Below are 19,884 nucleotides of genomic sequence, written 5' to 3'. Positions count from 1 at the left end.
GCGTTCCCGGGGCATTCCGACACGCCCCGCGCGCCGCCGTGCATGTGCCTGGACCGGGGGCGCATGATCGGGTCGGCCGGAGGCCTTGACGGCCCCGTTGAGCGGGCGTTGATCGAACGTTTTTCGCCGCCCGGCACGATCCTGGGCATGCACTCCGACACGATGACCCCGGCCGACGAGACGTGGCAGGCGCAGGCCCTGTGCGCCCAGACCGGGCCGGACTTCTTCTTCCCCGAGCCCGGCAGCTCGGTGCGCGAGGCGAAGCGCATCTGCGCCATGTGCGAGCTGCGCCCGGCCTGTCTGGACTACGCCCTGGCCCACGACGAGCGCTTCGGCGTCTGGGGCGGGCTCTCCGAGAAGGAGCGCCTCGCCCTGCGCCGCACCTCCGGCTGAGACCGGGCAGGCCGCCGGGCCCCGTCACCGACGGCCGTTGCGTACGGGGGGCGTCAGCGCGCCGCGCGCGCCGCCATCCGGGCCTTGCGCGCGGCCAGCTTTTCGTCGAACTTCGTGGCCTCGTCGTTCAGGCCGCCCATGAACAGGCCCAGTTCCTCCTGCGCCTGGCGGCCCTCGGGGCCGAGGCCGTCGATCTCCATGACCTTCAGGAAGCGCAGTACCGGCTGGAGCACGTCGTCGTGGTGGATGCGCAGGTTGTAGACCTCGCCGATGGCCATCTGCGCGGCGGCCCGCTCGAAGCCGGGGATGCCGTGGCCGGGCATGCGGAAGTTGACGACGACGTCCCGGACCGCCTGCATGGTCAGGTCGGGCGCCAGCTCGAAGGCGGACTTCAGCAGGTTGCGGTAGAAGACCATGTGCAGGTTCTCGTCGGTCGCGATGCGGGCCAGCATGCGGTCGCAGACCGGGTCGCCGGACTGGTGGCCGGTGTTGCGGTGGGAGATCCGGGTGGCCAGCTCCTGGAAGGCGACGTAGGCGATCGAGTGCAGCATCGAGTGCCCGTTGTCGGACTCGAAGCCCTCGCTCATGTGCGACATGCGGAACTGCTCCAGCTTGTCCGGGTCCACCGCGCGCGAGGCGAGCAGGTAGTCGCGCATCACGATGCCGTGCCGGCCCTCCTCGGCCGTCCAGCGGTGCACCCAGGTGCCCCACGCGCCGTCGCGGCCGAAGAGCGTGGCGATCTCGTGGTGGTAGCTCGGCAGGTTGTCCTCGGTGAGCAGGTTGACCACGAGGGCGGTCCGCCCGATCTCGGTCACCTTGGACTGCTCCTTGTCCCAGGCCTCGCCGTCCTCGAACAGGCCGGGGAAGTTACGGCCGTCGCTCCAGGGCACGTACTCGTGCGGCATCCAGTCCTTGGCGACCTTCAGATGCCGGTTCAGTTCCTGTTCGACCACTTCCTCCAGCGCGTACAGCAGCCGCGCGTCGGTCCAGGCGGACGGGCTGCCGAGGTGAGGGGAGGTGATCGTCACGGGAACTCCAGGGGGACGCCGGCGAGAGCGGGTACGGGGGACGGTCCGGCGAGCGGGGCCGGGAAACCTACGAGATCGTAGGCTACGAAGCCGTAGGTTACGAAGCCGTAGGTTAAGTTCGCTGTAAAGAGTGCTGATCAGCACCCCTGGAACGGGTATTCGACAGGCCGCGGACGGGTCGCGCAGGTATGCGAAAAGGCCCTGGGAGGGGCAGGTCCCAGGGCCGTTCGGATGGTGGGGTTCACCCGTTCAGGCGTACAACTCCCGCAGCCGTACCGAGAGACAGGTCACACAGCCTTCCAGCTTCTCGAACTCGCTGATGTCCACCGTGACGACCTCATGGCCGAGATCGGTCAGCAGCTCCGCCGTCTTCGGGGCGCTCGCCGCCATGAGCAGCTTGTGGCCGCCGAGCAGCACCACGTGCGAGCCGGACTCCTCCGGCACCGACAGGAAGCCCGGGAACAGCGAGGGCCGGTCCAGCTTCGGGATGTGCCCGATCACCGTGCCGTCGGGCAGTGCGGTCACCGCCGACTTCAGGTGCAGCACCCGGCTCACGGGAACGGCCACCACGCGCGCGCCCAGCGGTTCGAAGGCGGCCCGCAGCTGCTGCACCCCGGCCGCGTTGGTGCGCCCGCCCCGGCCGACGTAGACGGTGTCGCCGACCTTGAGGACGTCACCGCCGTCCAGCGTGCCCGGCTCCCATATCCAGTTCACCGAGCAGCCGAGCCGGGCCACCGCCTCCTCGACGCCGACGGTCTCGATGCGCCGGGACTCGGCGCCCGGCCGGGTGATCAACGCCACGTTCTTGTACATGACGACGGTGTCCTCGACGAACACCGCGTCCGGGCAGTCGTCCTCCGGCTCGACCTCGACCGTCTCCCAGCCGTGCGTGCGCAGCGCCTCGACGTAGGCGTCCCACTGTTCGAGGGCGAGCCCCAGGTCGACCTTCTCCCGCTCGATATGCGTCACCAGGCCTTCGGCGAGGCGGGGGCCGGGGCGGCGGACGAGGGCCTTCTTGCTGGGCACGAGGGGCCTTTCCATCGGTGGTGCGGATTCCGGCGCCGATCGCGGCACCGGTTTCAGCATCATGCAGCCCCCTCCCGCCAGGGCAAAACCCCCGTTGTCAGGCTGTGCCCCTCCTGAGACGTCGGGGCCTGCCGGACCCGGGCGCCGGGCCCCGCCGTCAGGCGGGATACCCGACGGCCTCGGGCGTGATCTCCCTCAGTTCTCCCTCCTCCATCAGCAGCCAGCGCGTGATGCCGATCGACTCGAGGAACGGCATGTCGTGGCTGGCCACGAGCAGGGCGCCCTCGTACGACTCCAGGGCCGACGTCAGCTGCCGCACGCTCGCCATGTCCAGGTTGTTGGTCGGCTCGTCGAGCAGCAGCAGCTGGGGTGCCGGTTCGGCGAGCATCAGTGCCGCCAGCGTCGCCCGGAACCGCTCGCCGCCCGACAGGGTGGCCGCCTGCTGGTCGGCCCGCGCGCCCCGGAACAGGAAGCGGGCGAGCCGCGCCCGGACCCGGTTGTTGGTCGCGCCCGGCGCGAACCGGGCCACGTTCTCGGCGACCGTCGACGCGTCGTCGAGCACGTCCAGCCGCTGGGGCAGGAAACGCATCGGCACGTGCGCGTGTACCTCGCCCGTCACCGGTGCCAGCTCCCCGGCGACGGTCCGCAGCAGCGTCGTCTTCCCGGCGCCGTTGCGGCCGACGAGCGCGATCCGCTCCGGGCCGCGCAGATCGACGATCCCCTTGACGCGTGCGCCGTGGGCCAGCCCCAGGTTCTCCAGGGTGAGCACCTGCCGGCCCGGTGGTACGGCCGTGTACGGCAGGTCGACGCGGATCTCGTCGTCGTCCCGCACGGCCTCCACCGCCTCGTCCAGCCGCTCCCGGGCCTCCGTGAGCCGCTCCTCGTGCATGATGCGGTGCTTGCCCGCCGAGACCTGGGCCGAGCGTTTCCTGAGTTTCATCACGGCCCTGGGCTCGCGCTTGTTCTCGTACATCTTGTCGGCGTAACGCACGCGTTTCGCCAACTTCGTGTGCGCCTCGACGAGTTCGCGCTTCTGTTTGCGCAGATTCGCCTCGGCCACGCGCACCATCCGCTCGGCGGCCTCCTGTTCCACGGCGAGGGCCGCCTCGTAGGCCGAGAAGTTCCCGCCGTACCAGGTGACCTCACCGGAGTGCAGCTCCGCGATCTGGTCGACCAGGTCGAGCAGTTCCCGGTCGTGACTGACCACGACCAGGACGCCGGGCCACGCGGCGACGGCCTGGTACAGCCGGCGGCGCGCGTACAGGTCCAGGTTGTTGGTGGGTTCGTCCAGCAGCAGGACGTCGGGGCGGCGCAGCAGCAGCGCGGCCAGCCGCAGCAGCACCGACTCGCCCCCGGAGACCTCGCCGACGGTGCGGTCCAGGCCGATGTGGCCGAGACCGAGTTCGCCGAGCGTGACCAGGGCGCGTTCCTCGACGTCCCAGTCGTCGCCGACCGTCTCGAAGTGCTCCTCGGCGACGTCGCCCGCCTCGATGGCGTGCAGCGCGGTCCGCCGGGCGGCGATGCCGAGGACCTGGTCGACGCGGAGCGTGGTGTCGAGGGTGACGTTCTGCGGGAGGTGGCCGACCTCGCCCGCCACCCTGATGGTGCCGTCGGTCGGGGTGAGCTCCCCGGCCAGCAGCTTCAACAGGGTCGACTTGCCCGATCCGTTGACGCCGACGAGACCCGTGCGGCCGGGGCCGAAGGCGACGTCGAGGCCGTCGAGGACGGCGGTGCCGTCGGCCCAGGCGAAGGTCAGGGACGTGCAGGTGAGGGAGGAAGATGACATGGAGGCCTCGCGATGACGTGCGTGCGGTCGGGTGGACGCATCTCGAGACACCGCGAGGCGGAAACCGAAGGGTCTGGGCACGAGGAGGCCATGAAAAAGGACCTGTGCCACAAGGACGGCTCGGACGCCGAGGTCGTACGCCGCGCACACCTCACCGGTGCGACGCGGTGCCTCAGGACCTCAGACGAGCAACGTCCTTCTCCAATCGACGGCAACAGGACCGGTGTAAACGGTAGGAGGGGCGTCGGCGGCTGTCAACGCAATTCCTCGGGGGCGGCCTCCGGTTCCGGGGGCGGGGCCCGACGTACATGTCACGCGCGCGTGGCGGTCAGCAGGCGTCCCGCATCAGTTCGGCCAGGTCGTGGTCCAGGTCGAGCTGGAGGTGTTCGAGGCCGACCGGCACCAGTTCGCCGGCCGCCGCCAGGAAACGGCGGATCTCGCCCGAGCGCACGTGCACGATCGCGGTGCCCTCGGGGGCGTGGAACTCCAGCACCGTGCGGTCGTATCCGTACGGGCGCACCCGGACGTCCCCCTGGCCCTCGGGGCCCTGCATCCCGGAGATCAGCAGCTCGCGGGAGAAGGTCCAGCCCACCTCGACACCTTCCAGCGTGGCCGGGGCCGGGAAGGTCATGACGACGGCGAACGGGTCGCGGCGGTCGTAGCGCAGCGTGGCGGGAATGCTCGGCATGCGCGGTGCGGCGGCGACGAGACGGGCCTCTACGGGCTGCTCGATGACGGTGGACAACGCCTTGCTCCCTCGTGACGGCTGGACTACGGCCGGGTGTGCGACTCCTGGTACTGGAAGAGACGTCCGATCCGGCCCATGCGTGCACACGGAGCACGAGTGACCTCGGTCACCGCGTGCATGCGTGTCCGGATGTGGGCCTTTCGTGCGGGACGAGGGGAAGTTGGTCCCCTGGACGGCGCCGGTCCGGTGGGCTAGCTTCGCCCGGCATGAGGCGTTCGGGGAGCACGCGACGCAGGGGACGGACGGGCCGGCTGGTGGCGGGGGTGGTGTGCGGGGCGGCGCTGGCCGCGCTGACCGTCCCGGCGGCCGAGGCCCGGACCCTCGGGGCGGACGGCGGGGGAGTGCACTGGGCGGTGAAGGACACCGGGACCCCGCAGGTCCGCTTCCGGGGGCTCGCGGCCGTCGACCGGCACACCGCCTGGCTGGCGGGCACCCGCGGCACGGTGCTGCGCACCACGGACGGCGGATCGAGCTGGCGGAACGTCTCTCCGCCGGGGGCGGGCGGCCTGGAGTTCCGGGACGTGGAGGCGTTCGACGCGCGGCGCGCCGTGGTGCTGGCCATCGGCGAGGGCGAGGCCTCCCGCGTCTACCGCACCGACGACGGCGGTGCGACCTGGACCGAGTCGTTCCGCAACACCGACCCGAACGCCTTCTACGACTGCCTGGCCTTCTTCGACCGCCGCCACGGCCTCGCCCTGGGCGACCCGGTGGACGGGAGGTTCCGCATCCTGTCCACGAGCGACGGCGGCCGCTCCTGGCGGGTGCTGCCCGCCGAGGGCATGCCGCCCGCCCTGGACGGCGAGGCCGGCTTCGCCGCGAGCGGGCAGTGCCTGGTCACCTCCGGCGCCGAGGACGTCTGGCTGGCCACCGGAGGCGGCGCCCGCGCGCGCGTGCTGCACTCCGCCGACCGCGGACTGACCTGGACGGCGGCCGACACACCCGTACCGGCCGGCGATCCCGCCAAGGGCGTCTTCGCGCTCGCCTTCCGCGACCGCACCCACGGCCTCGCCGTCGGCGGCGACTACCGTCCCGGCCGGCCCTCTCCGCACGCCGCGGCCGTCACCGCCGACGGCGGCCGCACCTGGACCCCGGCGGCCACACCCCCGCCGGCCTACCGCTCCGGCGCCGCCTGGCTCCCGCACAGCCGCGCCGCCGCACTCGCCGTCGGCCCCACCGGCACCGACCTGACGACCGACGGCGGCCGCACCTGGCGCACGATCGACACCGGCTCGTACGACACGGTCTCGTGCACGCCCGACCTGAGTTGCTGGGCGGCGGGCGAACAGGGCAGAGCGGCCCGGCTGGAGCGCTGAGCGCGCGGCCGGTCAGCCGGGCGTCCGGCGGTACCGCTCCAGCTCGGGGGCGGTCTTCGTGGCCGCGAACTCCGTGACGCGGTACGTGCACACGCCGCCGACGGCGAACGGGTCGCACGCGATGGCCGCCTCGATCAGGGCGCGGTCCTCCGCGACGGCCAGGATCACCCCGCCGTCCCGGGGGTTCTTGCGCCCGGAGGCGAGGAAGAGGCCCCGTTCGTACTGCTCCTCCAGCCAGGCCACGTGGTCGGCGAGCAGTGCGTCGACGGCGTCGAGCGGTGCGGTGTAGGTCAGCTCCAGTACGAACATGATCACGAGGCTACCCCCGGGGTCCGACAGCCGGCCCCGGGCCGTACAGTTCTGGTCACCATGACGACCGTAGGCGTACCCGCGGGCTGGCCCGCGACCGAGGAAGAGGCTCGCGCCGTACAGGACGAGCTGCGCGGGCGGGTGGCGCGGGACGAGCCCGGACCGCCGCCCGCGCGGGGCCGCGTCACCGGCGTCGACGTCGCCTACGACGACGACCGTGACCTCGTCGCCGCGGCGGCCGTCGTGCTGGACGCCGCCACCCTGGAGGTGGTGGCCGAGGCGACGGCCGTGGGCCGGGTGTCCTTCCCGTACGTGCCCGGGCTGCTCGCCTTCCGGGAGATCCCCGCCGTGCTGGCCGCCCTGGACCGGCTGCCGTGCCCGCCCGGCCTCGTGGTGTGCGACGGCTACGGTCTGGCCCATCCGCGCCGTTTCGGCCTCGCCAGCCATCTCGGCGTGCTCACCGGCCTGCCGGTCATCGGTGTCGCCAAGAACCCGTTCACCTTCACGTACGACGAACCGGCCCCCGCGCGGGGCGCGTCCGCCGCGCTGCTCGCGGGGACCGAGGAGGTCGGGCGCGCCCTGCGCACCCGGGACGGCGTCAAACCGGTCTTCGTCTCGGTCGGCCACCGGGTGAGCCTGGACAACGCCGTGGCCCACACCCTGGCCCTGACTCCTCGCTACCGGCTGCCCGAGACCACACGCCGGGCGGACGCCCTGTGCCGCCGGGCGCTGCGCGAGGCGGCACAGGGGTCGGTCCCGGGCGATGCTCAGGAGGCGACGACGCGCCAGGCGCCGACCTCCTGATACGCCGAGTCGTACACGGCCGAGCCGTCGCCCGGTTCGAGGGCGTAGTGGTGCAGATTGCCGCCCCAGTAGCGCAGGATCCGCCCCAGCTCACGGGCCCGGTCCTGCGCCGGCGCGCCCTCGTCCACGGTCACTTCGAGCACGAACTTCACGCTCTTCTCGCCTCCCTGCGGCTGCCGCCTGTCCGGGCCTCCATCGTGTCATTGAAGGACCCAGTGAAACTTCTGGGCGCGGGGGCGCGGAGCAGGTGCGCGCCCCCGCGCGGAAAAGTCTCAAACCACGGGGAAAGCGGTGGCCGACGACTGTCCGGCGGACGCCACCCGGAAGGTGATCCCCGCGGCACGCAGCCGCCCGGTGAGGGCGTCACCCATCGCCTGTGCCGTGGTGACCTGCCCGGCGGCCGGCGGCAGGTCGTCGAAGGCCAGGCACAGGGCCGCCTCGGCGAACATCTTCGCCGTCTCGTCGTAGCCGGGGTCGCCGCCCGCGACCTCCGTGCACACCCGCCGGCCGCCGCCCTCGCCGACGAAACGCACCGCGAACCGGCTCCTCGCCCGCTTCTGCGGGCTCGGCCCGTCACCCGGTTTCAGCCGGTCCGACAACCAGCGCCGCGCGGGCGGCAGCTGGGCCGCCGCCACCACCGTGCCGACGGCGGCGATCCCGCCGAGGGCGACCGGCAGATGCCGTACCGCCGCGTAGTGCCGGTAGCGGAAGTCCGGTCCGTAGCGCTCCAGCGCCCGCGCCGAGCGGAGCACGATCTGCGGGTCGATGGTGGGCAGCGGCAGGGCCCACGCGCCGACCTCCCCCGCGAAGCGCGGCGCGCCCGTCGGCGCCGTGACCCGGCGTCCCGGCAGCCGCGGTTCGTGCCGCCCCCGGTCCCGCGCGGCGGCCAGCATCTGCCGGGCGCGGGCCATCTGGTTCAGGGCCGAGGCCAGGGTGCCGCCGGAGAAGGCCGCGTCGGCGGTCACGTACCCGTCCACCCGCAGCGGCACGCCAGCCGGGAGCTGCTGGACCGTGAAGTACGCGCCCAGGTCGTGGGGTACGGAGTCGAAGCCGCAGGCGTGCACCAGGCGGGCGCCCGTCTCACGCGCGCGTGCGTCGTGCCGGACGTACATCAGGTCCACGAACTCCGGCTCGCCGGTCAGGTCCAGATAGTCGGTGCCGGCGTCCGCGCAGGCGGCGACCAGTTCCTCGCCGTACAGCACGTAGGGCCCGACCGTCGTGGCCACCACGCGCGCGTGCTCGGCGAGGGCGCGCAGCGTGGCCGGTTCGGCCACGTCGGCCCGCAGTACGCCGATGTCCGCTGTGCCGGACAGCCGTTCGCGCAGCCGCTCCAGCTTCCGCTCGTCGCGGCCGGCGATCGCCCAGCGCAGATCGTTCGGCGCGTGCGCGGCGAGGTACTCCGCGGTGAGGACACCGACGAAGCCGGTGGCTCCGAAGAGCACGAGGTCGTAGGGACGATCCGTCCTTTTCATCCTGCTCATGACACCCCTTGTCGTGCGGTCCGCGCCGCTGTCGGTGGCTGAGGCTAGCGTGAGACGTGCGCACGCCGTCGACCGGGCGGGCACTTGGCTAAGCGCTTGCTCGTTCAGGTCTTGTGCCGGATGGAACGCGTTCTTAGCATCACAGGTGTTACATCAGTTGTGTCACACACGCTGGGGAGCTGGAGCATGACGACGGCAGCGAAGCCGGGGCAGGGCCCGCTCTGTGGTGTGCGGGTGGTCGAGCTGGCCGGCATCGGCCCGGGGCCGTTCGCCGCCATGCTCCTGGCCGACCTGGGCGCGGACGTGGTCCGGGTGGACCGGCCGGGCGGCCCCGGTCTCGCGATCGACCCCGCGTACGACGTCACGAACCGCAACAAGCGCTCGATCGTCGTCGACCTGAAGGCCCCGGACGGACCCGGGCGCGTGCTGGACCTCGCCGAGCGGGCCGACATCCTCGTCGAGGGATACCGCCCCGGCGTCGCCGAGCGCCTCGGCGTCGGCCCCGAGCAGTGCCACGCCCGCAACCCCCGCCTGGTCTACGGCCGGATGACCGGCTGGGGCCAGGAGGGCCCGCTCGCCCACCGCGCGGGCCACGACGTGGCCTACATCGCGCTCACCGGCACCCTCGGCATGATCGGCCGCCCCGACGAGCCACCGGCCGTCCCCGCCAACCTCCTCGGGGACTACGCGGGCGGCTCCCTCTACCTGGTGGTCGGCGTCCTCGCCGCCCTGCACCACGCGCGCGCGACCGGCACCGGACAGGTCGTCGACGCCGCCATCGTCGACGGCACGGCCCACCTCTCGGCGATGATCCACGGCATGCTCGCGGCCGGCGGCTGGCAGGACCGGCGCGCCGCCAACCTCCTCGACGGCGGCTGCCCCTACTACGGCACCTACGAGACCGCCGACGGCGGATACATGGCGGTGGGCGCGCTGGAGGGCCAGTTCTACGACGAGTTCCTGCGCCTGCTCGGCCTGGCGGACCTGGCCGACGCCCGCAAGGACTGGACCCGCTGGGGCGAGCTGCGCGAGCGCATCGCCGCCCGCTTCAAGTCCCGCACACGCGCGCAGTGGACAGCCCTCTTCGAGGGCACCGACGCGTGCGTGGCGCCCGTGCTGTCCCTGCGCGAGGCCCCGCACCACCCCCACCTCGCCGCCCGCGGCACCTTCACCGACCACGGCGGCATCACCCAGCCCGCCCCCGCCCCCCGGTTCTCCGCGACGCCCACCACCGTCCGTACCGGCCCGGCCCTGCCCGGCGCGGACACCGAGGCTGTGGTGCGGGAATGGGGGATACCGGCGACGGCGCACGACGACGCGTGAACGACGACCCGGCCGCAGGCAGCGACCGACCCCGCTCGGCCCATCCTTCCCGAAAGGCACATCAGTGAGCACCGAAGCGTACGTGTACGACGCGATCCGCACCCCGCGCGGCCGCGGCAAGGCGAACGGCGCCCTGCACGGCACGAAGCCCATCGACCTGGTCGTCGGACTCATCCACGAGATCCGCGCCCGCTTCCCCGGACTCGACCCGGCCGCCGTCGACGACATCGTCCTCGGCGTCGTCGGGCCGGTCGGCGACCAGGGCTCCGACATCGCCCGGATCGCCGCGATCGCCGCCGGACTGCCGGACACGGTCGCGGGCGTGCAGGAGAACCGCTTCTGTGCCTCGGGCCTGGAGGCCGTCAACCTGGCCGCGGCCAAGGTCCGTTCGGGCTGGGAGGACCTGGTCCTCGCGGGCGGCGTGGAGTCGATGTCCCGGGTGCCGATGGCCTCCGACGGCGGCGCCTGGTTCAACGACCCGATGACCAACCTCGCCGTCAACTTCGTGCCCCAGGGCATCGGCGCCGACCTCATCGCCACCATCGAGGGCTTCACCCGCCGCGACGTCGACGAGTACGCGGCCCTGTCCCAGGAGCGCGCGGTCACGGCCTGGAAGGAGGGCCGCTTCGACCGTTCCGTGGTCCCGGTCAAGGACCGCAGCGGCCTGGTCGTCCTCGACCGCGACGAGCACCCGCGCCCCGGCACCACCGCCGACTCCCTGGCGAAGCTCAAGCCGTCGTTCGCGGACATCGGCGAGCTGGGCGGCTTCGACGCCGTCGCGCTGCAGAAGTACCACTGGGTGGAGAAGATCGACCACGTCCACCACGCGGGCAACTCCTCCGGCATCGTGGACGGCGCCTCGCTCGTCGCGATCGGCTCCCGGGCGGTCGGCGAGCGCTACGGCCTCACCCCGCGCGCGCGGATCGTCTCCGCGGCCGTCTCCGGCTCCGAGCCCACCATCATGCTCACCGGTCCCGCCCCCGCCACCCGCAAGGCGCTCGCCAAGGCCGGCCTCACCATCGACGACATCGACCTGGTCGAGATCAACGAGGCGTTCGCCGCGGTCGTGCTGCGCTTCGTCAAGGAGATGGGCCTCTCCCTCGACAAGGTCAACGTCAACGGCGGCGCCATCGCGCTCGGCCACCCGCTCGGCGCGACCGGCGCGATGATCCTCGGCAGCCTCGTGGACGAACTGGAGCGCCAGGACAAGCGCTATGGCCTCGCCACCCTGTGCGTCGGCGGCGGCATGGGCATCGCCACCATCGTCGAGCGCATCTGAACTCCCCGCGGAACCACGAGACTTCAGAGACTTCAACGGAGACGACTGTCATGACCGAGAGCACCACCATCCGCTGGGAGCAGGACGACACCGGTGTCGTCACCCTCGTCCTGGACGACCCGAACCAGTCCGCGAACACCATGAACCAGGCCTTCCGTGCCTCCATCACGGCGATCGCCGCGCGCGCGGAGGCCGAGAAGGACTCCATCCGCGGCATCATCTACACCTCCGCCAAGAAGACCTTCTTCGCGGGCGGCGACCTCAAGGACATGATCAAGGCCGGTCCCGGGGACGCCCAGCAGGTCTTCGACAGCGCGACCGAGATCAAGAACGCGCTGCGCCGCATCGAGACGCTCGGCAAGCCGGTCGTCGCCGCCGTCAACGGCGCGGCCCTCGGCGGCGGTTACGAGATCGCGCTCGCCTCCCACCACCGCATCGCCCTCGACGCCCCCGGCTCCAAGATCGGCCTGCCGGAGGTCACGCTCGGCCTGCTGCCCGCGGGCGGCGGGGTCACCCGCACCGTGCGCCTGATGGGCATCACGGACGCCCTGCTGAAGGTGCTGCTCCAGGGCACGCAGTACAACCCGCGCCGCGCGCAGGAGAACGGCCTGGTCCACGAGGTGGCCGCCACCGCGGAGGAGATGCTGGCCAAGGCCCGCGCCTTCATCGACGCGCACCCCGAGTCGCACCAGCCCTGGGACGTCCCCGGCTACCGGATCCCCGGCGGCACCCCGGCCAACCCGAAGTTCGCCGCCAACCTGCCCGCCTTCCCGGCCAACCTGCGCAAGCAGACGGCCGGTGCCCCCTACCCGGCCCCGCGCAGCATCATGGCCACCGCCGTCGAGGGCTCCCAGGTCGACTTCGAGACCGCGATCACCATCGAGACCCGCTACTTCACCGAGCTGGTCACCGGGCAGACCGCGAAGAACATGATCCAGGCGTTCTTCTTCGACCTCCAGGCCGTCAACTCCGGCGCCAACCGCCCGAAGGGCATCGAGTCCCGCACGGTCCGCAAGGTCGCGGTCCTCGGCGCCGGCATGATGGGCGCCGGCATCGCGTACTCCTGCGCCCGCGCGGGCATCGACGTCGTCCTGAAGGACGTCTCCGCAGAGGCAGCCGCCAAGGGCAAGGCCTACTCCGAGAAGCTGTGCGCCAAGTCCGTCGCCAAGGGCCGTACCAGCCAGGAGAAGGCGGACGCACTGCTCGCCCGGATCACCCCGACCGGCGAGGCGGCCGACCTCGCGGGCTGTGACGCGGTGATCGAGGCCGTCTTCGAGGACACCGCGCTCAAGCACAAGGTGTTCCAGGAGATCGAGTCCGTCGTCGCCCCCGACGCACTGTTGTGCTCCAACACCTCCACCCTGCCCATCACCACCCTCGCCGAGGGCGTGGAGCGCCAGGCCGACTTCATCGGGCTGCACTTCTTCTCGCCGGTCGACAAGATGCCGCTGGTCGAGATCATCAAGGGCGAGCGGACCGGCGACGAGGCCCTCGCCCGGGCCTTCGACCTGGTCCGGCAGATCAACAAGACGCCGATCGTGGTCAACGACTCGCGCGGCTTCTTCACCTCGCGGGTGATCGGCCACTTCATCAACGAGGGAGTCGCCATGGTCGGCGAGGGCGTCGAGCCCGCCTCCGTCGAGCAGGCCGCCGCCCAGGCCGGCTACCCCGCCAAGGTGCTCTCCCTCATGGACGAGCTGACCCTCACCCTTCCGCGCAAGATCCGTAACGAGACGAAGCGCGCCGTGGAGGAGTCCGGCGGCACCTGGACCGCGCACCCGGCGGAGGCGGTCATCGACCGCATGGTCGACGAGTTCGGCCGCCCCGGCCGCAGCGGCGGCGCCGGCTTCTACGACTACACCGAGGACGGCAGGCGCGCGGGGCTGTGGCCCGGCCTGCGCGAGCACTTCACGAAGCCCGGGCACGAGATCCCGTTCCGGGACATGCAGGAGCGGATGCTCTTCGCCGAGGCGCTCGACACCGTCCGGCTCCTGGAGGAGGGCGTTCTGACCTCGGTCGCCGACGCCAACATCGGCTCGATCTTCGGTATCGGCTTCCCCGGCTGGACCGGCGGTGTGCTCCAGTACATCAACGGCTACGACGGAGGCCTGCCCGGCTTCGTCGCTCGCGCGCGCGAACTCGCCGAGTCCTACGGCGAGCGGTTCACCCCGCCCGCACTGCTCGTGGAGAAGGCGGAGAGGGGACAACGCTTCAGCGACTGACAGTGAGGATGAGCCGTGGCATCGCCCGGGGCTCGGACCGGCCCGGGCCTGGAACCGGACCGGGCCCGGATCGGCCCGAGGCCGACTCGGCCGGAGTCGTGATCGGCCCGAGCCCCGGTTCGCCGGGTGCGGGATCGTCCGGTCCGGGACCATCCGGGCCCGGACTGTCCAGTCCCGGACCGACCGGTCACAGATCGTTCGGTCCGGGACCGGACGGGGCCCGATGACCTGGGCCCCGGTCGGCGGGGCCCTGACCGGCCGGGCACCCGTGCGCCGGGTGACGGCGCGGGCGTCGGTGCGTGCGGATGAGGGCCTGCCGGGCTCGCTGGGCTGGGCCTCGTTCCGCTGGGGCTCCGCCACCGGTCGTGATCAGCCGGACCCCGCGAGGCCTGGCCCGATCAGCTGGGCTCGACCAGGTGGGCCCCGAACTCAGGTGGGCCCCGAACTCGGCCGGCCTGACCAGCCGAGCCCGACAGGGTGCGACCGAGCAGATGGGCCTCGTCAGGCTGGCCTTGATCGGCCGGGCCCGACGGGGGAGCCCCCCCATCGGCCGTGCCCGACCAATCGCGTCTTACCAGTCGAGCCCGACCAGGGAGGCCTGGTCAGCTCGGCCCCGATCGACCGGGCCTCGTCGTGTCGGTCCCGATCAGCTGACCTCGATCGGCCGGGCCCGACCTGTCGGCCCCTTCAGGCGGGCCCCCGATCGGCCGGCCCCGACCAATCGCGTCTTACCAGTCGAGCCCGACCAGGGAGGCCTGGTCAGCTCGGCCCCGATCGACCGGGCCTCGTCGTGTCGGTCCCGATCAGCTGACCTCGATCGGCCGGGCCCGACCTGTCGGCCCCATCAGCCGGGCCCCCGATCGGCCGGCCCCGACCACGTAGGCCCGACCACGCAGGCCCCGGTAGGCCGGACCCGACCAGTCGGCTCCCGTCGGGCTGGCTTTGAGAAGCCTGCCCCGGCCAGTCGGCCCGCGCAGGCAAGCCCCCCGGCAGGCCGGTCCCGGCCAGGCACCCCCGTCAGACCGACTCCGATTCCGTCGGCTCCGGTGCGGCCGGGTCGGCGTTGCGGACCCATTCGCTCAGTTCTTCCCGCAGCGAGCGCTGGAACGTCGTCAGCAGTGCCTGTACGACCAGGGGGTGCATGTGTGCCGACAGGGACTTCACGTCCCGGGTGGCGCGTTCGGCCACCTCGCCGCGGAAGAGCTGGGACAGCTCGCGGGCCGCGGCGCGCGAGTGCTCGACGAGCACCGTGCGCGCCGCGAGGATCGCCTCCTGCGACAGCGGTACGTCGAGCAGTTGCACGCCGAGCCGGAGCAGCCCGGCGTCGATCCGGAAAGTGCCGTCCGCCGTCTCGCGGACGACGTTCATCGCCGCCAGCCGCTCCACGTCGTCGGCCGACAGCGGCCGCCCGGCCCGCCGCTCCAGCTCCCGCCGGGCCACCGTGTCCACCGCGTCCGGCGCCCAGGACGCGACCACCGCGCGGTGAATGGCCAGATCGTGCGGGGTGAGGTCGGCGGGCAGCTGCCGTACGTACCGCTCGATCGCCGCCAGCGTCATGCCCTGCTGCTGCAACTCCTCGATGAGGGCCAGCCGTGCCACGTGCTCGGGCCCGTACCGCCCGACCCGGCGCGGACCGATCACCGGCGGCGGGAGCAGCCCCTTGCTGCCGTAGAACCGGACGGTGCGGACCGTGACACCCGTGCGGGCGGCCAGCTCGTCGATGGTGAGGGTCGGCTCCCCGGTGTCGGTCGTCGCGTCGGTCGTCATGTGCAGCAGTATCGCTGTCTCACCAGGAGTGTGAAACCCATGGTGAACATCGCGCATCCTCCCGGTGGATCGTGTGAGAAGTAACGCTCTGTGATGTGGACCACCGCGTACTCGCGGATCTTTCTGGGAAGGTGCTGCCTTGGTCTGTGCCGCAACTCGACAGGGTGGTGCGGGCCTCGACCTGCACGACCCCCGGGCCCACGAGGCCTGGGCGCACCAGGAAGTGAACCACCCGTGAGCAAGGAAGCCGTGGAATCGGCACAGGCCGCCGCCCCCCGGGCGGCCCAGCAGCCCGCGGACGCGGGCGACGCCGGTTACAGCAAGGACCTCAAGGCCCGCCACATCAACATGATCGCCATCGGCGGTGCCATCGGTACCGGCCTCCTCCTGGGAGCCGGTGGCCGACTGCACAACGCCGGCCCGGCACTGGCCCTGGCCTACCTGGTCTGCGGCGTCTTCGCCTTCTTCGTCGTGCGCGCCCTCGGCGAGCTCGTCCTGTACCGGCCGTCCTCCGGCTCCTTCGTGTCGTACGCGCGCGAGTTCCTCGGCGAGAAGGGCGCCTACGTCGCCGGCTGGATGTACTTCCTGAACTGGTCGACCACCGGCATCGCCGACATCACCGCGATCGCGCTCTACACGCACTACTGGAGTTTCTTCACCTCGATCCCGCAGTGGGTGCTGGCGCTGATCGCCCTCGCGGTGGTCCTTGCCGTGAACCTGATCTCGGTGAAGATCTTCGGCGAGATGGAGTTCTGGTTCGCGATCGTCAAGGTCGCCACCATCGTCGGCTTCATGCTGATCAGCATTTTCCTGCTCGCCACCCAGCACAAGGTCGACGGCCACACCCCCGGCCTGAGCGTGATCACCGACCACGGCGGCGTCTTCCCGCACGGCCTGATGCCCGTCGTCCTGGTCATGCAGGGCGTGATCTTCGCGTACGCCGCGCTGGAGCTGGTCGGCGTGGCCGCCGGTGAGACCGCCGAGCCGGAGAAGGTCGTCCCGCGCGCGGTGAACTCGATCATGTGGCGTGTCGGTCTGTTCTACGTCGGCTCGGTCGTCCTGCTCGCGCTGCTGCTGCCCGGCTCGGTGTACTCCGCCGACGAGAGCCCGTTCGTGACCGTTCTGTCCAAGATCGGTGTGCCGGCGGCCGGTGACGTCATGAACCTCGTCGTGCTGACGGCCGCCATGTCCTCGCTCAACTCCGGCCTGTACTCCACCGGCCGCATCCTGCGCTCGATGGCCATGGCGGGCTCCGCCCCCAAGTTCACCGCCAGGATGAGCCGCAGCCAGGTGCCCTACGGCGGCATCCTGCTGACCTGCGGGGTCTGCGTCCTCGGCGTCGGCCTGAACTACTTCGTGCCCAGCCAGGCCTTCGAGATCGTGCTGAACGTCGCCTCCCTCGGCATCATCAGCACCTGGGTGATCATCATGGTCTGCCACATGGTCTTCGTCCGCCGCGCCCGCGCCGGCCTCGTGACCCGGCCGCACTTCCAGCTGAAGTTCAGCCCGGTCATCGAGATCGCCACCATCGTCTTCCTGCTGAGCTGTCTCGGCATGATGTGGAACGACCCCGACGTCGGCCGGAAGACCATCCTGCTGATCCCGGTGATCGCCGTCATGCTCGTCGCCGGCTGGTTCGCCGTGCGCCGCCGGGTGTCCGCGAACGCCGAGAAGGAACTCACCGAGCTGACGCGATGACGAAGTAGCAGCTCAGGGCCACTGTCAGTGGCATCGCCTACGGTGGCGTCATATCGGAGATCACATACATCCGGGTGACGCCACCGTTCCGTCGGTCAAGGGCGCCAAGGCGATCGCCCGTGTACGACCACGGGGAGGGCGGGGGATGACCTCACAGACCGGCGTGACGCGGACCGATACGACGCACACCGGCACGGTGGACGTGCTGGTGCTCGGCGGAGCCGGGGTGGACACGGTCGTCCACGTCCCCGAGCTGCCGCTGCCGTACGCCGACAGTTACATGATCGACTCCGGGATCCGCACCCGCGCCGGGCAGACCGGCGACTTCGTCGCCATGGGCCTGACCGCCCTCGGCCTGCGCACCCACCACCTCGACCTGCTCGGCGACGACCCCGAGGGCGACCTCGTGCGCGCCCTGCACCGCGAGCACGGCATCGGGCTCAGCGCACTCCCGCAGCCCGCCGGGACCAGGCGCGCGGTCAACCTGGTCGGCCCCGACGGCCGCCGACTGTCCCTGTACGACACCAGTCGCTCCCGCCCCGGTGACCGCTTCCCCGAGGACACGCTGCGCGCGCTCGCCACCGCGAGCCGGCACGTCTACGTGACCATCACCCAGCCCTGCGCCGAGGCACTGCCGGTGCTGGCCGCGACGGGCGTGCCGCTCTCCACGGATCTGCACGACTGGGACGGCGAGAATCCGTACCACGAGCCGTTCGCGTACGCGGCCGACGTCGTCTTCCTGTCGGCCGCCGCCCTGGCCGACCCCGAGCGGACGCTGCGGCGCATCGCCGAGCGGGGCCGGGCCCGGACCGTCGTCGCCACCGCCGGAGCCGAGGGCGCGTATCTGCTGGCCGACGGCGAGCTGACCCGCGTGCCCGCCGAGACGCCGCCCGCACCGGTGGTCGACTCCAACGGCGCGGGCGACGCCTTCGCCGCCGCGTTCCTCTACGGCCGCCTCGCCGGCGAGCCACCCGAGACCTGCGCACGCTACGGCGCGCTCGCGGGGGCGTACGCCTGCACGGTCCCGGCCTCCCGCGCGGACGCGATGGGCCGGGACCGGTTGCTTCAGGCGGCGGCCGAGCCCAGACCCTGACGGGCCCGGGTCAGTTCCCGTGGCCGCCGTGCGCCGCCTCGATCTTCCGCCACGACTTCGGCTGTGCCACCGCCGCAGCCGTCGCATCCGCCTTCACCAGTGCCGCGGCGCGCGCAGCGGGCACGGCCGGCTTCGACGGCCGGAAGAGCCAGGTGTCGAACAGCGCGGCAAGCGGTTTGCCGGACACCTGCTCGGCGTACCGCTGGAAGTCGGCCACCGAGGCGTTGCCGTACGCGTGCTCCTGCGGCCAGCCCTTCAGGATGCGGAAGAACGCGTCGTCGCCGACCTCCTTGCGCAGGGCCTGGATCGCGAGGGCGCCCCGGTCGTAGACGGCGCCGTCGAACTGGTGGTCCGCGCCCGGGTCACCGGGCTCGACCGTCCAGAAGGCGTCGTCGGCGGGGTGCGAGGCGTACACGTAGTCGGCGAGCTGCTGCGTGGTGCCCTCGCCCTCGTGCTCGGACCACAGCCACTGCGCGTACGTCGCGAAGCCCTCGTTGAGCCAGATGTCCTTCCAGCCCTTGAGCGACACGTCGTCGCCGTACCACTGGTGGGCCAGCTCGTGCACGACCACCGAGGTGTTGGCACCCTTGGCGAACTGCTTCGGGCTGTAGTAGACGCGGCTCTGGGTCTCCAGCGCGTACCCGGTCGTGGTGTTCGGCACGTAACCGCCGGCCGTGCTGAACGGATACGGCCCGAAGTAGCCGCTCAGCCAGTCGACCAGCTCTCCGGTGCGCTCCACGCTCGCCCGCGCGGCCCCGTCGTTGTCACCGAGATCCTTGCTGTACGCGTTGATGACCGGTACGCCACCGTCGGAGGTGCTGGTGGTGATGTCGAACCTGCCGATGGCGAGTGTGGCCAGATACGTCGCCTGCGGCTTGTTCTGCCGCCAGCTGTAACGGGTCCAGCCCAGCTTCGAAGCGGTCGACTGGAGCGTGCCGTTGGAGATGACCTGGGTGCCGTCCGGCACCGCCACGGACACGTCGTAGGTGGCCTTGTCACTCGGGTGGTCGTTGCTCGGGAACCACCACCAGGCGGCCTCGGGCTCGTCGGCGGCCACGGCGCCGTCGGGCGTGCGATGCCAGGTGTTGAAGCCGTACGCGCTCTTCGTCGACGGGACCCCGCTGTAGCGGACGGTGACGGTGATCGGGGTGCCCTTGTCCAACGGCGTCTTCGGCGTGACGACCAGTTCGTGCTGCCCGGAGGTGGTGAAGGCGGCCTTGGCGCCGTTGACCCGCACCTCGCTGACGTCCAGCAGGAAGTCCAGGTCGAAGCTGGACAGGTCCTGGGTGGTCCTCGCCAGGATCGTCGCCGTGCCCTGCAACTCGTCCGTCTTCGGCTGGTACTGCAGCCTGAGGTCGTAGTGCGAGACGTCGTAGCCTCCGTTGCCGTAGTCGGGGTAGTAGGGGTCGCCGATGCCCGGCGCGCCGGGGGTGTAGCTCGCGGCCGATGCCGGGATCGCCAGCAGGAGGGAGGCCGCCGCCAGTGCGCCCGGCGCGATGATTCTGCGGTGCACGTCAGCTCCAAGTCGTCGGGAGTGCAAGTGCGTTCGTGGGACACGCGTGGTGGATCCGTTCGGAGCCTATTCATTCCCTGTGCCTCCCGGCCTGTCCATGG

17 protein-coding genes are annotated in these 19,884 nt (G+C 71.8%); 8 read left to right on the top strand and 9 right to left on the bottom strand.

Annotation, left to right across the window (positions count from 1 at the left end):
- Window positions 1-147: 147 nt before the first annotated feature.
- Window positions 148-393, top strand: coding sequence for a WhiB family transcriptional regulator (locus tag BIV23_RS37720; RefSeq protein ID WP_071385569.1), 246 nt, complete (start codon window positions 148-150; stop codon window positions 391-393).
- 53 nt (window positions 394-446) lie between these two features.
- Here BIV23_RS37720 and BIV23_RS37715 read toward each other — a convergent pair whose 3' ends face one another.
- The 4 genes from BIV23_RS37715 to ssgD form a co-directional block, all read right to left on the bottom strand.
- On the bottom strand, window positions 447-1,421 hold the full coding sequence (locus tag BIV23_RS37715) for an acyl-ACP desaturase (RefSeq protein ID WP_071385492.1): 975 nt from the start codon (window positions 1,419-1,421) through the stop codon (window positions 447-449).
- Between the two features lie 249 nt (window positions 1,422-1,670).
- Window positions 1,671-2,447, bottom strand: a complete 777-nt coding sequence (gene ddaH / locus BIV23_RS37710; protein WP_071385491.1) for a dimethylargininase — start codon at window positions 2,445-2,447, stop codon at window positions 1,671-1,673.
- Window positions 2,448-2,604: 157 nt separating this feature from the next.
- Window positions 2,605-4,233 carry an ABC-F family ATP-binding cassette domain-containing protein gene (locus BIV23_RS37705; protein WP_071385490.1) on the bottom strand — a complete coding sequence of 543 codons (1,629 nt, stop codon included), beginning with the start codon at window positions 4,231-4,233 and terminating at the stop codon, window positions 2,605-2,607.
- A 328-nt stretch (window positions 4,234-4,561) separates the two neighbouring features.
- Window positions 4,562-4,978: a spore wall synthesis regulator SsgD gene (gene ssgD / locus BIV23_RS37700; RefSeq protein WP_071385489.1), complete on the bottom strand. Its 417-nt coding sequence runs from the start codon at window positions 4,976-4,978 to the stop codon at window positions 4,562-4,564.
- A gap of 209 nt (window positions 4,979-5,187) precedes the next feature.
- Between ssgD and BIV23_RS37695 the strand changes: the two genes are divergently transcribed.
- Window positions 5,188-6,294, top strand: coding sequence for a WD40/YVTN/BNR-like repeat-containing protein (locus BIV23_RS37695; RefSeq protein ID WP_107471384.1), 1,107 nt, complete (start codon window positions 5,188-5,190; stop codon window positions 6,292-6,294).
- A gap of 12 nt (window positions 6,295-6,306) precedes the next feature.
- On the opposite strand, the gene BIV23_RS37690 is transcribed toward BIV23_RS37695, so the two are convergent.
- Window positions 6,307-6,603, bottom strand: coding sequence for a YciI family protein (locus BIV23_RS37690; RefSeq protein WP_071385567.1), 297 nt, complete (start codon window positions 6,601-6,603; stop codon window positions 6,307-6,309).
- Window positions 6,604-6,663: 60 nt separating this feature from the next.
- On the opposite strand from BIV23_RS37690, the gene BIV23_RS37685 reads away from it, so the two are divergent.
- A complete protein-coding gene (locus BIV23_RS37685; protein WP_071385488.1) occupies window positions 6,664-7,407 on the top strand; it encodes an endonuclease V in 744 nt (247 codons plus the stop codon).
- On the opposite strand, the gene BIV23_RS37680 is transcribed toward BIV23_RS37685, so the two are convergent.
- Entirely contained in the window at window positions 7,371-7,559 is a 189-nt protein-coding gene (locus BIV23_RS37680) for a hypothetical protein (protein WP_071385487.1), read from the bottom strand. The genes BIV23_RS37685 and BIV23_RS37680 overlap by 37 nt on opposite strands.
- 120 nt (window positions 7,560-7,679) lie before the next feature.
- Window positions 7,680-8,888: a saccharopine dehydrogenase family protein gene (locus tag BIV23_RS37675; RefSeq protein ID WP_177240180.1), complete on the bottom strand. Its 1,209-nt coding sequence runs from the start codon at window positions 8,886-8,888 to the stop codon at window positions 7,680-7,682.
- Between the two features lie 186 nt (window positions 8,889-9,074).
- On the opposite strand from BIV23_RS37675, the gene BIV23_RS37670 reads away from it, so the two are divergent.
- From BIV23_RS37670 to BIV23_RS37660, 3 genes are all read left to right on the top strand, one after another.
- The gene (locus BIV23_RS37670; RefSeq protein ID WP_071385485.1) at window positions 9,075-10,211 is read left to right on the top strand and encodes a CaiB/BaiF CoA transferase family protein; all 1,137 of its coding nucleotides are present in this window, start codon (window positions 9,075-9,077) and stop codon (window positions 10,209-10,211) included.
- A 64-nt stretch (window positions 10,212-10,275) separates the two neighbouring features.
- Window positions 10,276-11,490, top strand: a complete 1,215-nt coding sequence (locus tag BIV23_RS37665; protein ID WP_071385484.1) for an acetyl-CoA C-acetyltransferase — start codon at window positions 10,276-10,278, stop codon at window positions 11,488-11,490.
- Between the two features lie 50 nt (window positions 11,491-11,540).
- Window positions 11,541-13,712 carry a 3-hydroxyacyl-CoA dehydrogenase NAD-binding domain-containing protein gene (locus BIV23_RS37660; RefSeq protein ID WP_071385483.1) on the top strand — a complete coding sequence of 724 codons (2,172 nt, stop codon included), beginning with the start codon at window positions 11,541-11,543 and terminating at the stop codon, window positions 13,710-13,712.
- Between the two features lie 1,017 nt (window positions 13,713-14,729).
- On the opposite strand, the gene BIV23_RS37655 is transcribed toward BIV23_RS37660, so the two are convergent.
- Window positions 14,730-15,479 carry a MerR family transcriptional regulator gene (locus BIV23_RS37655; protein ID WP_071385482.1) on the bottom strand — a complete coding sequence of 250 codons (750 nt, stop codon included), beginning with the start codon at window positions 15,477-15,479 and terminating at the stop codon, window positions 14,730-14,732.
- Between the two features lie 234 nt (window positions 15,480-15,713).
- Between BIV23_RS37655 and BIV23_RS37650 the strand changes: the two genes are divergently transcribed.
- Together BIV23_RS37650 and BIV23_RS37645 are read left to right on the top strand one after the other, a co-directional pair.
- On the top strand, window positions 15,714-17,177 hold the full coding sequence (locus tag BIV23_RS37650) for an amino acid permease (RefSeq protein WP_071385481.1): 1,464 nt from the start codon (window positions 15,714-15,716) through the stop codon (window positions 17,175-17,177).
- Between the two features lie 145 nt (window positions 17,178-17,322).
- Window positions 17,323-18,270 carry an adenosine kinase gene (locus tag BIV23_RS37645; protein WP_071385480.1) on the top strand — a complete coding sequence of 316 codons (948 nt, stop codon included), beginning with the start codon at window positions 17,323-17,325 and terminating at the stop codon, window positions 18,268-18,270.
- A gap of 10 nt (window positions 18,271-18,280) precedes the next feature.
- On the opposite strand, the gene BIV23_RS37640 is transcribed toward BIV23_RS37645, so the two are convergent.
- Window positions 18,281-19,783, bottom strand: coding sequence for a M1 family metallopeptidase (locus BIV23_RS37640; RefSeq protein ID WP_071385479.1), 1,503 nt, complete (start codon window positions 19,781-19,783; stop codon window positions 18,281-18,283).
- Window positions 19,784-19,884: the final 101 nt, after the last annotated feature.

This window comes from Streptomyces monashensis (assembly GCF_001866665.1).
Lineage (GTDB): Bacteria > Actinomycetota > Actinomycetes > Streptomycetales > Streptomycetaceae > Streptomyces > Streptomyces monashensis.
This window is presented reverse-complemented; position numbering and strand designations above follow the sequence as displayed.

Excerpts from the sequence above, each read along its gene's own strand:
- BIV23_RS37720 (WP_071385569.1), top strand. The coding sequence starts at position 148 with ATGCACTCCGACACGATGACCCCGGCCGACGAGACGTGGCAGGCGCAG.
- BIV23_RS37705 (WP_071385490.1), bottom strand. The coding sequence starts at position 4,233 with ATGTCATCTTCCTCCCTCACCTGCACGTCCCTGACCTTCGCCTGGGCC.
- BIV23_RS37695 (WP_107471384.1), top strand. The coding sequence starts at position 5,188 with ATGAGGCGTTCGGGGAGCACGCGACGCAGGGGACGGACGGGCCGGCTG.
- BIV23_RS37690 (WP_071385567.1), bottom strand. The coding sequence starts at position 6,603 with ATGTTCGTACTGGAGCTGACCTACACCGCACCGCTCGACGCCGTCGAC.
- BIV23_RS37685 (WP_071385488.1), top strand. The coding sequence starts at position 6,664 with ATGACGACCGTAGGCGTACCCGCGGGCTGGCCCGCGACCGAGGAAGAG.
- BIV23_RS37675 (WP_177240180.1), bottom strand. The coding sequence starts at position 8,888 with ATGAGCAGGATGAAAAGGACGGATCGTCCCTACGACCTCGTGCTCTTC.
- BIV23_RS37670 (WP_071385485.1), top strand. The coding sequence starts at position 9,075 with ATGACGACGGCAGCGAAGCCGGGGCAGGGCCCGCTCTGTGGTGTGCGG.
- BIV23_RS37660 (WP_071385483.1), top strand. The coding sequence starts at position 11,541 with ATGACCGAGAGCACCACCATCCGCTGGGAGCAGGACGACACCGGTGTC.
- BIV23_RS37655 (WP_071385482.1), bottom strand. The coding sequence starts at position 15,479 with ATGACGACCGACGCGACGACCGACACCGGGGAGCCGACCCTCACCATC.
- BIV23_RS37645 (WP_071385480.1), top strand. The coding sequence starts at position 17,323 with ATGACCTCACAGACCGGCGTGACGCGGACCGATACGACGCACACCGGC.